At 69.1% G+C, this 14657-nt stretch carries 6 protein-coding genes, 1 tRNA gene and 1 rRNA gene; 6 read left to right on the top strand and 2 right to left on the bottom strand.

The window, feature by feature from the left end; all coding sequences use genetic code 11:
* Together rrf and ACZ69I_RS18065 are read left to right on the top strand one after the other, a co-directional pair.
* A 5S ribosomal RNA gene (gene rrf / locus ACZ69I_RS18060) occupies nt 1-88 on the top strand; the annotation flags it as partial.
* A 116-nt stretch (nt 89-204) separates the two neighbouring features.
* Complete coding sequence (locus ACZ69I_RS18065; protein ID WP_470833482.1) at nt 205-882, top strand: DegT/DnrJ/EryC1/StrS family aminotransferase; 678 nt, start codon at nt 205-207, stop codon at nt 880-882.
* A 4-nt stretch (nt 883-886) separates the two neighbouring features.
* Here the strand turns inward: ACZ69I_RS18065 and ACZ69I_RS18070 are convergent, their stop codons facing one another.
* Nucleotides 887-1765, bottom strand: a complete 879-nt coding sequence (locus tag ACZ69I_RS18070; protein ID WP_470833169.1) for a CE1 family esterase — start codon at nt 1763-1765, stop codon at nt 887-889.
* Nucleotides 1766-1918: 153 nt separating this feature from the next.
* Here ACZ69I_RS18070 and ACZ69I_RS18075 point away from each other — a divergent pair.
* A tRNA-Thr gene (locus ACZ69I_RS18075) sits at nt 1919-1991 on the top strand.
* 92 nt (nt 1992-2083) lie between these two features.
* On the opposite strand, the gene ACZ69I_RS18080 is transcribed toward ACZ69I_RS18075, so the two are convergent.
* Nucleotides 2084-4705 (bottom strand): SpoIIE family protein phosphatase, encoded by a 2622-nt coding sequence (locus ACZ69I_RS18080; RefSeq protein ID WP_470833171.1) that lies wholly within the window; start codon nt 4703-4705, stop codon nt 2084-2086.
* A 348-nt stretch (nt 4706-5053) separates the two neighbouring features.
* Between ACZ69I_RS18080 and ACZ69I_RS18085 the strand changes: the two genes are divergently transcribed.
* The 3 genes from ACZ69I_RS18085 (at nt 5054) to ACZ69I_RS18095 (ending at nt 14446) form a co-directional block, all read left to right on the top strand.
* The gene (locus tag ACZ69I_RS18085) at nt 5054-10573 is read left to right on the top strand and encodes a HAMP domain-containing protein (RefSeq protein ID WP_467676982.1); all 5520 of its coding nucleotides are present in this window, start codon (nt 5054-5056) and stop codon (nt 10571-10573) included.
* A 244-nt stretch (nt 10574-10817) separates the two neighbouring features.
* The gene (locus ACZ69I_RS18090; RefSeq protein ID WP_470833173.1) at nt 10818-11501 is read left to right on the top strand and encodes a response regulator; all 684 of its coding nucleotides are present in this window, start codon (nt 10818-10820) and stop codon (nt 11499-11501) included.
* Nucleotides 11502-11647: 146 nt separating this feature from the next.
* A complete protein-coding gene (locus tag ACZ69I_RS18095; protein ID WP_470833174.1) occupies nt 11648-14446 on the top strand; it encodes a DNA translocase FtsK in 2799 nt (932 codons plus the stop codon).
* Nucleotides 14447-14657: the final 211 nt, after the last annotated feature.

A 14657-nucleotide genomic window follows, 5' to 3' on the forward strand; every position in this document is an offset into this window, starting at 1 on the left:
CGGTTACATTCCGAACCCGGAAGCTAAGCCTCACAGCGCCGATGGTACTGCAGGGGGGACCCTGTGGGAGAGTAGGACGCCGCCGAACTCATTTTGATAAGAGCTGGTCCCTGAACTTCGGTTCAGGGACCAGCTCTTTTTTGTTTTGCGTTACTTGCCGTTCACGTTGCGCAGCCAACATCCGAAGGCATGGGGACAGTTGGAATGTTGCGCGCCGCGGGTGTCGGTGCCGGCGACGAGGTCGTCGTGCCGGCCTACGGGAACGCCGAGGTGGCCGAGGACGTGGTCCTCGCCGGAGCGGTGCCCGTTTTCGCGGACATAGATCCGGCCTCGTACTGCCTCGACCCGGACGCCGTTGCCGCCGTGGTGAGTACGCGTACGGCCGCCGTCGTCGTCGTGCACCGCTTCGGGATCCAGGCCGATGTGCGCAGGCTTCGGGAGCTGGGGCAGCGTCACGGGCTGCTCGTCCTGGAGCAGGGCGAGTCGGAGACTTCCCCGCTGGGTGGCCCGCGCGACGGGCTGACGCTGCGGCGGGCCCATGCCGCGTATCTCAGCGGTCGTCTCAGTGGTGTCGTGACGCCCGCCGGTGACGAGGGGCACAGCTACGACCAGTACGTGGTGCGTGTGCCCGGGAACGGGCGGCCCGACAGGGATGCCTTCGCACGCGCCGTACGGGCCAAGGGAGTTGACTGCCGGGTGCCGGTGAAGACGCCGGTGCACCGCATGCCGCGGTTCTGGCGGGACGTGCGGCTGCCCGAGACCGAGCGGGCCGCGGACGAGACGCTGGCGCTGCCGGCGGGCCCGGCGATGTCGCGGCGTGATCTGCAGCGCGTCGTCTCCGCGTGCAATGCGCTCGGCGGACTCCTCCAGCCGGCGTTCTGAGGCGCTACGGCGTCTTCCTGGTGTGGGATGTGAAGAATTCCCACATGACATCCGTGGCATTGATGCCGGCCGTCGGGTCGGACATTCCGCCGCCCGCGCCGTTCGGCCAGGAGTGGCCCATGCGGGCCAGCCGGTAGACGACCACGTCCGAACCGTCGCGGCAGGTCGCGGTGGTCTTCTGGATGTCGTTCATGAGCCTGGTGGGTTTTCCCGGCTCGCAGGACAAGCGCCGTTGCCATGTCTTGATGCCCTCGTCCATCGCGGTGTGGTGTTCGTCGAGGGCGCCCAGGAATGTGATCACCGAGACCGGGGTCTTCGGTAGGTAGGTGGGGTCGTCCGCGGCGGTGCCGAGATAGCCGCCGCTGACCGGTGCGATCGCCGCGAAGATGTCCGGGAGTTCCACGGCGAGTCTGTACGACATGTCGGCGCCGTTGGAGATGCCGGTGGCGTAGACGCGGTTCCGGTCGGCGTTCCAGGCGCCGGTGAGCCGCTTCGTGATCGTACGGATGAAACCCACGTCGTCCTCGGTGCCGCAGCAGAGCAGGGCGTTGAAGCCTTTGTCGAGGCCGTCGGGGTAGGCGACGAGGAAGTTCTCTTTGTCGGCCTTCGTGTTGAGGCCACTGATGGCGGCCGCGGCTTTGCCGTCGCCCGGGTAGGGGTGCAGGGCGATGACGAGGGGGAGTTCGTCGGCGGGGGTGAATCCGGGTGGGGCGTGGACGGTGTAGACGCGTTTCTCGCCTTTCCAGGGGATCGTGATCCGCTGGTCTCCGGGATGCGGGGCCTCTGTGGCTGTGGGCTTCTCGGTGGGTGCTCGGTGTTTGCTGTCGTCAGCGGAACCGCAGGCGGCCAGGGGGAGAAGGAGGGCGATGGCGGTTATGGGCAAGGCGTACAGCGGAGGGGTACCGGGGCGGGTCGGCATGGCCGCAGCGTGGCAGTGCGGGTGCGGGCGGTCCAGAGGGCGAAGCGGTTCGAGGCACCTTCGATTTCGGGTATGATCTATTCCGTTGCCGCGGGGAAAACCCCCGAAGGGCGGCAGGCCCCTATAGCTCAGTCGGTAGAGCGTCTCCATGGTAAGGAGAAGGTCAGCGGTTCGATTCCGCTTGGGGGCTCAAGTAATGAAGGCCTCCGCCCGGTTGGGCGGGGGCCTTTGTCGTTGTGGTGGTGGTGAGAGTCCGGGGCACCGAGTGGCGCCCCGGGACATTCAGTCCTTCTGCAGTCCTGGCACGCGCATCGCGAGGATCGCCATGTCGTCGGAGGGCGCGTCCGTCGCGAAGCGCTCCACCGCGCGCATGATGCGGGCCGCGACCGCGCCCGCCGTGAGGCCGGTGCAGGTGGTGAGGACGTCCGCGAGGCCGTCGTCGCCGAGCATGCGGGTGCCTTCGCGGCGCTCGGTGACGCCGTCGGTCACGCAGAGCAGGACGTCGCCCGGGTCCAGCGTCATCGTCTGCTCGTACAGTTCAAGATCGTCCATGACGCCGAGCAGCGGCTGCGGTTCCGCGTACGGCTCGACCGTGCCGTCCTGGCGCAGGCGGAGCGGCAGCGGGTGGCCCGCGCAGACGACCTTGAGGACCGCCGAGCCGTCCTCCTGCGGCCACAGCTCGCCGTACAGGAGCGTCAGGAAGCGGCTGCGGGCGCCCTCGTCGAGGATCGCGGCGTTGAGGCGCTCCAGGACGGCGGGGCCGCCGAAGCCCTCGCGGGCCAGGAGACGCAGCGCGTGGCGCGCGAGGCCCGTGACGGCCGCGGCCTCCGGGCCGGTGCCGCAGACGTCGCCGATCGCGAAGCCGTAGGCGCCGTCGCGGATCGGGAAGAGGTCGTAGAAGTCACCGCCGACTTCGTTGCCCTCGCCGGCCGCGCGGTAGATGACGTCGACCTCGACGCCCGGGACCTGCGGGAGCCCCGGCGGCAGCAGACTGCGCTGCAGGGACTGGCTGATCGCCATGCGCTCGGAGTAGAGACGGGCGTTGTCGAGGGCCAGGGCCGCTCGGCGGGAGAGATCTTCGGCCAATTCCAGGATCTCTTGGCGGAAGTGTTCGTCGGCGGGCTTACCGAGCGTGAGCATGCCGATGACGCGGTTGCGGGCGACCAGGGGGAGGACCACGGTCTCGCCGCCGACCGCGGAGGCGGTGGAGAGCGTCGTGCCGATGCCGGAGCCGAGGGTCATGGGCTCGCCGAGGCCCAGGCTGCGCATGGAGGTGCGCAGGGCGGCCTGGTGCGCGGCTTCGGAGGGGGCCGCCCAGACGCGGGCGCCCGGAGTGGGGACGGGGTCCGGCGGGGAGATCTTGGAGAGCAGGGCCTTGAGGCCGTCGATGCGCTCCTCGTCCTCGTGCAGGACGTACGAGAGGTAGGGCTCGGCCGACTGGTCCGCGATCGTGTAGACGGCGCACCAGGTGGCGAGGGTCGGGACCGTCATCTGGGCCATGAGGGCCAGGGTCTGGTCGCGGTCGAGGGTGCCCGCGAGGAGGTCGGAGGCCTCGACGAGGAAGGAGAGCGAGCCGCGGCGGAGCCGTTCCAGCTCGCCGAGGCGCGCGGACTCCACGGCGAGGGCGATGCGGTCGGCGGCGAACTGGAGGCGCAGGGCTTCCTCGTTCGAGTACCGCCCGGAGGCTTCGGCGGCGACGCCCAGGGAGCCGGTGAGGCGGCCCTCCACCTTCAGCGGCACCGTGACGACGGAGCGCATGCCCGTGCCGGCGAGCAGGGGGACCGCGCCGGGGACGACGGTGAGGTCCTCGTGCACGGCCGGCATGCGTGCGGAGCCGTACCGTCCGGGGGCCGACTCGACCTGGACGCGGGCGAAGCGCTGGCGGGCCGAGGGCAGGCCGGTGGAGGCGCGGACCTCCAGTTCCGTCTCGTCGTCGGTGGCCAGGAGCAGGAAGGCCGCGTCGCCGTCGAGCATGTCGCGGGCGCGCTCGACGGTGCGCTGGAGCAGGCCGTCGAGGTCGTCCGGGGCGGGGGAGCCGATGAACACCTCGAAGGGGTCCGTGGCGTGCGGCTCGCTGCGGGTGCCCGGCTCGGGAGGTGCGCCGCGCAGCGGGGTCTGCAGCACGGCGCGCTCGTCGTCGCGTACGAGCAGGCAGACCGTGGAGGGTTCGCCGTCGGCGTCGCGGACACGCAGGTGCGAGGCGTAGACGGGGATCACGCAGCCGTCGGCGCCGCGGACGCCGTAGCTGCCCTCCCAGCGGGAGAGCTGCAGGGCCTCGGCGATGCCGGTGCTGGTGCCCGGGGTGTGCGGCCAGGCGGCGAGGTCGTTGAGCGGCTTGCCCATGACCTGCTCGGAGCCGTAGCCGAAGAGGTCCTCGGCGTCTTCGTTCCAGGCGGAGATGGCGCCCAGGCGGTCGATCTGGATGACGGCGACGCGGACCCTGCCGTCGGCGATGGGCAGCAGCGCGGCCGGCAGGGAGGGGCCCGCGGAGCGGGTGCCGACGGGGCGGTGGGGCAGGTCGAGCTGGAACCAGACCTGCTTGTGGGTGGGGGTGTAGTCGACACCCCAGCGGGTGGCGAGCGCCGCGCAGAGCTGGAGTCCGCGGCCGCCCTCGCGGTCGGGGCTGCCCATGTTGACCGAGGACTGCTGGAGCGGGATCTCACGTTCCGGGTAGTGGTCGGAGACTTCGATGCGTACGGCGTCGTCGCTGCGCAGACACTCGACGTCGGCGGCCGTGCCGGCGTGCACCACGGCGTTGGTGACCAGCTCGCTGGTGAGGACGACGGCGTCGTCGACGATGTCCGAGAAGCCCCAGCCCTGCAGGGTGTCGCGTACGAAGGAGCGGGCCGTCGCGACGGAACGCCCGACGGGTTCGAAGGTCGCAGCCGCACGCGCGGTGATCACAGCACTCCTCGTACGAGTATCGACAGTATCGAGTGTGTCGACTGTATCGACGCCCAGTTCTCCCGAACCCATGGTGACGGCCGCCCCTCCGATGCCCGCTTGTTCGTGTACCACCGCCCTGGCCGGGCAGGACCGGGGTGGTTGGACAGCCGGATGCAAGGTTACTTACCTTCGCCGTCCATGCTGATGCCGGTCGTCAGTGTTTCCGCCCGGAGGGTGTGCGGACGGTGTGCGAAGCTGCCGAACTGTTATGGCCTGGTTCGGCCATGGTGAAACACTGGGCAAGCTTCATGGAGGCAGCCCAGTAAAACCCGAGCAGTACCGGTCGACCCTTGCGGGAGGGACACAGTGGAGTCTGGCGCAGCGACGCGGGGCACTCACACGCGCGCGAAAGACGGACAGTCCCTGAACAAACAGCGCAAACCGCGCAACGGGACGACGGCTTCCGTGGATGCGGCGGCTCTGAACAGGCTGCTCGCGGCCCTGGTGGCGATGCGGGACGGCAACTTCCGCAAGCGGCTCACCGTCTCCGGCGACGACGTGATGTCGGAGATCGCGGCTGTCTTCAATGAGGTGGCCGACCGGAATCTGCACCTGACCGGTGAGCTTTCGCGGGTGCGGCGCATGGTCGGACGTGAGGGAAAACTCACGGAGCGCCTCGAGGCGGGAGCGAGCGAGGGCTCGTGGGCGGCGGCGATCGACGCGTCGAACGCGCTCGTCGACGATCTCGTGCGCCCCGTGTCCGAGGTCGGCCGGGTCCTCTCCGCGGTGGCGGAGGGCGACCTGGAGCAGCGCATGGAGCTGCGGGCGCAGGGGATAGACGGGAACGGCCATCCGCTGCGCGGGGAGTTCCTGAAGGTCGGCCGGACGGTCAACAACCTCGTCGACCAGCTCTCCACCTTCACGGACGAGGTCACGCGGGTGGCCAGCGAGGTCGGCACCGAGGGCAAGCTCGGCGGGCAGGCCAGGGTGCGCGGGATGTCCGGGTCGTGGAAGGACCTCACGGACTCCGTGAACACCATGGCGTACCGCCTGACCGCTCAGGTGCGGGACATCGCGCTGGTGACGACGGCGGTCGCCAAGGGCGATCTGTCGCGGAAGGTCACCGTCCATGTCGCGGGCGAGATGCTGGAGTTGAAGAACACCGTCAACACGATGGTGGACCAGCTCTCGTCGTTCTCCTCCGAAGTGACGCGCGTGGCCCGCGAGGTCGGTACGGAGGGTGAGCTCGGCGGTCAGGCGCAGGTGCCCGGTGTGGCCGGCGTGTGGAAGGACCTCACCGATTCGGTGAACCTGATGGCGGGCAACCTCACCGCCCAGGTGCGCGGGATCGCCCAGGTCACGACGGCGGTCGCGAACGGCGACCTGTCGCAGAAGGTGACGGTGAGTGCGCGCGGCGAGGTCGCCCAGCTCGCCGAGACGATCAACCAGATGACCGAGACGCTGCGGACGTTCGCGGACGAGGTCACGCGCGTGGCCAACGAGGTCGGCGCGGAGGGCCAGCTCGGGGGCCAGGCCAACGTGCCGGGCGCGGCGGGCACCTGGAAGGACCTGACGGACTCGGTCAACACGGTCTTCCGGAACCTCACCACGCAGGTGCGGGACATCGCGCAGGTGACGACGGCGGTGGCCAACGGTGACCTGTCGCAGAAGGTCACCGTGGACGTCGCGGGCGAGATGCTCGAGCTGAAGAACACCACGAACACGATGGTCGACCAGCTCTCCGCCTTCGGTTCCGAAGTGACGCGCGTGGCGCGGGAGATCGGCGTCGAGGGCGAGCTCGGCGGCCAGGCGCAGGTGCAGGGCGCGGCCGGTACGTGGAAGGACCTCACCGATTCGGTGAACACCGCCTTCCGCAACCTCACCGGACAGGTGCGCAACATCGCGCAGGTGACGACGGCGGTGGCCAACGGTGACCTGTCGCAGAAGGTCACCGTGGACGTCTCCGGCGAGATGCTCCAGCTGAAGAACACCGTGAACACCATGGTCGACCAGCTGTCGTCGTTCGCCGACCAGGTCACGCGGATGGCGCGCGACGTGGGCACCGAGGGCCGGCTGGGCGGTCAGGCCCGGGTGGACGGTGTGAGCGGTACGTGGAAGGACCTCACGGACTCCGTCAACTTCATGGCGGGCAACCTGACGTCACAGGTGCGCCAGATCGCGCAGGTCACCACCGCGGTGGCGCGCGGTGACCTGTCGCAGAAGATCGAGGTCGACGCGCGGGGCGAGATCCTCGAACTGAAGAACACCATCAACACGATGGTCGACCAGCTCTCCGCCTTCGCGGACCAGGTGACCCGGGTGGCCCGCGAGGTGGGCACGGAGGGGCGCCTTGGCGGTCAGGCGCAGGTGCCCGGCGTGGCCGGTGTGTGGCGCGATCTGACGGACTCCGTGAACGGCATGGCCGGGAACCTCACCGCGCAGGTCCGCAACATCGCTCAGGTGGCGACGGCGGTGGCGCGTGGTGACCTGTCGCAGAAGATCGACGTGGACGCGCGGGGCGAGATCCTCGAACTGAAGAACACCCTGAACACGATGGTCGACCAGCTCTCCGCCTTCGCGGAGCAGGTCACGCGGGTCTCCCGCGAGGTGGGTACGGACGGCATCCTGGGCGGCCAGGCCGAGGTCCAGGGCGTCTCGGGCACCTGGAAGGACCTCACGCAGTCCGTGAACGGCATGGCGAACAACCTCACCCTGCAGGTGCGGAACATCGCCGAGGTCACGACGGCCGTCGCCATGGGCGACCTCTCCAAGAAGATCACCGTCGACGCGAAGGGCGAGATCCTCGAACTCGTCACGACGGTCAACACGATGGTCGACCAGCTGTCGTCGTTCGCCGAGCAGGTCACGCGCGTGGCCCGCGAGGTGGGCACCGAGGGCCAGTTGGGCGGTCAGGCGCGCGTGCCGGGTGTCACCGGCATCTGGAAGGACCTGAGCGACAACGTCAACCTGATGGCCAACAACCTGACCAGCCAGGTGCGCAACATCTCCCAGGTCTCGGCGGCGGTCGCCAACGGCGACCTCACCAAGAAGGTCACGGTCGAGGCGCGCGGCGAGGTCGCGCAGCTCGCCGACACGGTCAACACCATGGTGACGACGCTGAGTTCGTTCGCCGACGAGGTCACGCGCGTGGCCCGCGAGGTGGGTACGGACGGCATCCTCGGCGGTCAGGCACGCGTGCCGGGCGTCTCCGGTACGTGGAAGGACCTCACCGAGTCCGTGAACTCGATGGCGTCCAACCTGACCGGTCAGGTCCGCAACATCGCGATGGTCACCACGGCGATCGCCAAGGGTGATCTCACCAAGAAGATCGACATCGATGCCCGGGGCGAGATCCTGGAGCTCAAGACCACCATCAACACGATGGTCGACCAGCTGTCGTCGTTCGCCGAGCAGGTCACCCGGGTCGCCCGCGAGGTGGGCACGGAAGGCCAGTTGGGCGGCCAGGCACGCGTGCGTGACGTCGACGGCACGTGGCGGGACCTCACCGAGTCCGTGAACGAGATGGCCGGAAACCTCACCCGGCAGGTGCGCGCCATCGCCAAGGTGGCCACCGCGGTGACCCGCGGCGACCTCAACCTCAAGATCGAGGTCGACGCTGCGGGCGAGATCCAGGTCCTGCAGGACAACATCAACACCATGATCGCGAACCTGCGCGACACGACCCTCGCCAACAAGGAACAGGACTGGCTCAAGGGCAACCTGGCGCGGATCTCCGGCCTGATGCAGGGCCGCCGCGACCTGGAGGACGTCGCCTCGCTGATCATGAGCGAGCTGACACCGGTCGTCTCCGCGCAGCACGGGGCGTTCTTCCTGGCGCTGCCCACGGACGACGGCCAGGACCGCGGGGGCGATCACGAGGACGCGTACGAACTGCGCATGCTCGGCAGTTACGGCTACTCCATGGGGTCCATGCCGACGTCCTTCCGGCCCGGCGAGACCCTCATCGGGACGGCCGCCAAGGAGCGGCGCACGATCCTCGTGGAGAACGCGCCCTCCGGCTACCTGCGGATCGCGTCCGGGCTCGGTGAGGCGCCGCCCGCGCAGGTCATCGTGCTCCCGGTGCTCTTCGAGGGGACCGTCCTCGGCGTGATCGAGCTGGCCGCCTTCCAGCCCTTCACGCAGATCCAGAAGGACTTCCTCAGCCAGATCGCCGAGATGATCGCCACGAGCGTCAACACGATCAGCGTCAATACGAAGACCGAGGTGCTGCTCAAGCAGTCGCAGGAGCTGACCGAGCAACTGCGCGAGCGCTCGGCCGAGTTGGAGAACCGGCAGAAGGCGCTCCAGGACTCCAACGCGGAGCTGGAGGAGAAGGCGGAGCTGCTCGCCCAGCAGAACCGTGACATCGAGGTCAAGAACACCGAGATCGAAGAGGCCAGGCAGGTCCTGGAGGAGCGCGCCGAGCAGCTCGCGGTCTCGATGCGCTACAAGTCCGAGTTCCTGGCCAACATGTCGCACGAGCTGCGCACGCCGCTCAACTCCCTTTTGATCCTCGCCAAGTTGCTCGCCGACAACGCCGACGCGAACCTCACCCCCAAGCAGGTCGAGTTCGCCGAGACGATCCACGGCGCGGGCTCGGACCTGTTGCAGCTGATCAACGACATCCTCGACCTGTCGAAGGTCGAGGCGGGCAAGATGGACGTCTCCCCGACGCGCATCGCCCTCGTCCAGCTCGTCGACTACGTAGAGGCCACTTTCCGGCCGCTGACCGCGGAGAAGGGACTCGACTTCTCCGTACGGGTCTCTCCGGAACTGCCCGCCACGCTGCACACGGACGAACAGCGCCTGCTGCAGGTGCTGCGCAACCTCCTGTCGAACGCGGTGAAGTTCACCGACTCCGGAGCGGTCGAGCTGGTGATCCGGCACGCCAACAACGACGTGCCCAACGCCATCCGCGAACAGCTCCTGGAGGCGGGCTCGCTGCGGGACGCGGACGCCGACCTGATCGCCTTCTCGGTGACGGACACCGGCATCGGCATCGCGGCCAGCAAGATGCGGGTCATCTTCGAGGCGTTCAAGCAGGCCGACGGCACGACGAGCAGGAAGTACGGCGGCACCGGTCTCGGGCTGTCGATCAGCCGGGAGATCGCGCGGCTGCTCGGCGGTGAGATCCACGCGCAGAGCGAGCCGGGCCGCGGCTCCACCTTCACGCTCTATTTGCCGCTGCACCCGAGCGAACTGCCGCCCCAGGGCTACACGCAGCTGGCGCCCGCGCCCCAGCCGCGCGAACTGCCCGCCCTGGAGGAGGCGCCCGCGTCCGAGGACACGGCGCAGCAGGAGGCGGCGCCGCCGCACCACGAGACGTCCACGGGGCCTGCCGCGCTCTTCCGGAGGCGGCGCCGTCCCGCGCCCGCGCAGGAGCCCACGTCCCTGCCGGGGCAGTCGCCCGCCGGGTCCGCGGAACAGCGCCCCCAGGAGCAGCGGCCGCAGGAGCAGTGGCCGTCCCTGGGGCAGGAGACACCGGCTGCGGCGCGGCCCGGTTTCCAGTTCGGCGGCGAGAAGGTCCTGATCGTCGACGACGACATCCGCAACGTCTTCGCGCTCACCAGCGTCCTGGAGCAGCACGGCCTGGCGGTGCTGTACGCGGAGAACGGCCGGGAGGGCATCGAAGTGCTGGAGCAGCACGACGACGTGACGGTCGTTCTGATGGACATCATGATGCCCGAGATGGACGGGTACGCGACGACGACGGCGATCCGCAGGATGCCGCAGTTCGCCGGGCTCCCGATCATCGCGCTCACCGCGAAGGCGATGAAGGGCGACCGGGAGAAGGCGATCGACTCGGGAGCTTCCGATTACGTCACGAAGCCGGTCGACCCGGATCACCTGTTGTCGGTGATGGAGCAGTGGATGCGCGCTCAGTGACCGAGAACCGGCTTCGTCACACGCAGTTGCTGACAGAGTGTGGCCGAGGTCGTGTAGAACGGCGGTATTCGGGGAACCTTCTGGTCTCCCACCGCGTTTCTGCTACGTGCACAGTGACATCGCGGTGACAGGGTGTGGCGACAGGCGGGGTGCGGCTACCATGACCGGCACAAGGACGGGCGACGCTAGGGAGTCGTCCTCTGGGGCGGCGCCCGGTGTTTCGCCGGGGCGAGGAGGGCGGGCCATGGTGCAGAAGGCCAAGATCCTCCTGGTCGATGACCGGCCGGAGAATCTGCTGGCGCTGGAGGCCATCCTCTCTGCGCTCGATCAGACACTGGTGCGGGCATCGTCCGGGGAGGAAGCGCTCAAAGCACTACTCACGGACGACTTCGCGGTTATTCTGCTGGACGTCCAGATGCCGGGAATGGACGGTTTCGAAACCGCCGCGCACATCAAGAGGCGGGAGCGGACGCGGGACATCCCGATCATCTTCCTCACCGCCATCAACCACGGGCCGCACCACACCTTCCGCGGCTATGCCGCGGGCGCGGTGGACTACATCTCCAAGCCGTTCGACCCGTGGGTGCTGCGCGCGAAGGTCTCGGTGTTCGTCGAGCTGTACATGAAGAACTGCCAACTGCGTGAGCAGGCGGCTCTGCTGCGCCTTCAGCTCGAAGGCGGCGGCAAGGCCGCGGTCGGCGACACGAAGGAACCGGCGGGACTCCTCGCCGAGCTCTCGGCGCGCCTCGCGGCGGTCGAGGAGCAGGCCGAGGCGCTGTCCAAGCAGTTGGACGACGAGTCGGCGGACGCGGCCGCGGTGGCCACCGCCGCCCATCTCGAACGCAAACTGACCGGCCTGCGCCGGGCCCTCGACGCCCTGGAGCCGGGCACCGGCACCGGAGCTCCCTCGGTCCCCTCGCAGAACTGACGCGGCACGGAGCCTCACTGACGGGGTTTCGTGTCGCGTGAGCGCGGTGAGCCCCCGTCAGTTACGCGCCACCGCAGGGGCGACACAAACGGGTGAAGCAGTGGGCACACGTGTCCGCAGAGGTCGACAACGGTAACCTCACACCCATGGCCTCACGTCAGTCCGCAGCCAAGAAGACGCCCGCGAAGAAGGCGGTCGCGCCGGCGAAGGCTCCGGCGAAGAAGGCCGTCGCCAAGCCGCCCGCGAAGAAAGCCGTGGCGAAGAAGGCGCCCGCGAAGAAGGCGCCGGCCAGAAAGGTCGCGGCGAAGAAGCCCGCGCCCAAGCCGGCTCCGAGCCCCACGGGGGGCCTGTACCGGTTCGTACGCGCGATCTGGCTGGGTGTCGCGCACGGCGTCGGCGCGATGTTCCGCGGCATAGGGCGTGGCGCAAAGGGGCTCGACCCGGCGCACCGCAAGGACGGTCTCGCGCTGCTGCTGCTCGGTCTGGCGCTGATCGTCGCCGCGGGTACCTGGTCGAATCTGCGCGGTCCGGTCGGCGACCTCGTCGAGGTCCTGGTCACCGGTGCCTTCGGGCGTCTCGACCTGCTGGTGCCCCTGCTGCTCGGCGCCATCGCCGTACGCCTCATCCGCCACCCGGAGAAGCCCGAGGCGAACGGCCGCATCGTGATCGGCCTGTCCGCCCTGGTCATCGGGGTCCTCGGGCAGGTCCACATCGCGTGCGGCTCGCCCGCCCGCAGCTCCGGCATGCAGGCGATAAGGGACGCGGGCGGACTGATCGGCTGGGGTTCCTCCACACCGCTGATCTTCACCATGGGCGAGATCCTCGCGGTTCCGCTCCTGGTGCTCCTCACCGTCTTCGGGCTGCTCGTCGTCACCGCGACGCCCGTCAACGCCATTCCGCAGCGGCTGCGGCTGCTCGGCACCCGGCTCGGGCTGCTCCAGCCGGAGCCCGAGGCCGAGGAGTACACGTACGACGACGAGCGCTACGACGAGCAGTGGCGCGAGGCGCTGCCCGCGCGTCCCGTGCGCCGGCGCACTCCCGCCCCCGACGCCTACGGCCCCGACGGGTACGGCCCCGACCAGGCCGAGGAGGACGCGCTCTCCAAGCGCCGCAGGCCCCGCAGGACCCCGGTGCAGCCGGACATGGACCGGCCGATGGACGCCGTGGACGTGGCGGCCGCCGCGGCCGCCGCCCTGGACGGCGCCGTACTGCACGGCATGCCGCCCTCGCCCCTGGTCGCCGATCTGACGCAGGGCGTCTCGGGGGAGCGGGAGGAGCGCGGACAGCGCGAGGAGCAGGAGCAGGCGGCGCCCGTACCGCCCGCGCGCGCCACGGACGCCCCGGTGCCCGGCAAGCTCAGGAAGAAGCCGCAGGAGCCCGCTCAGAGCGCCGTGCAGGACCTCACCAAGCCCGCCCCCGAGCCCGTGCGCGAGCTGCCGCCCCGCGCCGAGCAGCTGCAGCTCTCCGGGGACATCACGTACTCGCTGCCCTCGCTCGACCTCCTGGAGCGCGGCGGCCCCGGCAAGTCCCGCAGCGCCGCCAACGACGCGGTGGTGCACTCGTTGACGAACGTGTTCACCGAGTTCAAGGTCGACGCCTCCGTCACCGGCTTCACGCGCGGCCCGACGGTCACGCGGTACGAGATCGAGCTCGGCCCCGCCGTGAAGGTCGAGAAGATCACGGCGCTGGCCAAGAACATCGCGTACGCGGTGGCGTCCCCGGACGTCCGGATCATCTCGCCCATCCCCGGCAAGTCCGCGGTCGGCATCGAGATCCCGAACACCGACCGCGAGATGGTCAACGTCGGTGACGTGCTGCGCCTCGCGGACGCGGCCGAGGACGACCACCCCATGCTGGTCGCGCTCGGCAAGGACGTCGAGGGCGGTTACGTCATGGCCAACATGGCGAAGATGCCGCACATCCTGGTCGCCGGAGCCACCGGCTCCGGAAAGTCGTCGTGCATCAACTGCCTGATCACTTCGATCATGATAAGAGCGACGCCCGAGGACGTCCGGATGGTCCTCGTCGACCCCAAGCGCGTCGAGCTCACCGCGTACGAGGGCATCCCGCACCTGATCACGCCGATCATCACCAACCCGAAGAAGGCGGCCGAAGCGCTCCAGTGGGTCGTCCGCGAGATGGACCTGCGCTACGACGATCTCGCCGCCTTCGGCTACCGGCACATCGACGACTTCAACCAGGCCGTCCGCGAGGGCAAGCTCAAGACGCCCGAGGGCAGTGAGCGGGAGCTGCAGGCGTATCCGTACCTCCTTGTGATCGTCGACGAGCTCGCCGACCTGATGATGGTCGCGCCGCGTGACGTCGAGGACTCGATCGTGCGCATCACCCAGCTCGCCCGCGCGGCCGGCATCCACCTGGTGCTGGCCACCCAGCGCCCCTCCGTGGACGTCGTGACCGGTCTGATCAAGGCGAACGTGCCCTCGCGGCTCGCCTTCGCGACCTCCTCGCTCGCCGACAGCCGCGTCATCCTCGACCAGCCCGGCGCGGAGAAGCTCATCGGAAAGGGTGACGGACTGTTCCTGCCGATGGGCGCGAACAAACCCACCCGTATGCAGGGCGCCTTCGTCACCGAGGACGAGATCCACGCGGTGGTCCAGCACTGCAAGGACCAGATGGCGCCCGTCTTCCGCGACGACGTCACCGTCGGCACCAAGCAGAAGAAGGAGATCGACGAGGACATCGGCGACGATCTCGACCTGCTCTGCCAGGCCGCGGAGCTGGTGGTTTCCACCCAGTTCGGGTCCACGTCCATGCTGCAGCGCAAGCTGCGCGTCGGCTTCGCGAAGGCCGGCCGGCTGATGGACCTGATGGAGTCGCGCTCCATCGTCGGGCCCAGCGAGGGCTCGAAGGCTCGTGACGTTCTTGTGAAACCTGATGAGCTGGACGGCGTGCTCGCCGTGATCCGCGGGGAGGCTCACCCATAAGGCCGGACCAGGCTCACCCGTAAGGGATCGGTGGGCAACCGTTTCCCTTCGACACACGTCAAGTTGAGGGAGAGAAGAGCACGATGTCCCACCATCAGGATGTCCGGCCATTCTGATGGCGTACAAAGTCCGTCCGTCCGGTTGCCCCACCCTTTCAAGGCCCCCCTAAACTGAACCTCCGGCAGGTGGCTACACGCTCGAAAGGCGCCCC

Source organism: Streptomyces sp. NPDC036815 (genome assembly GCF_055609205.1).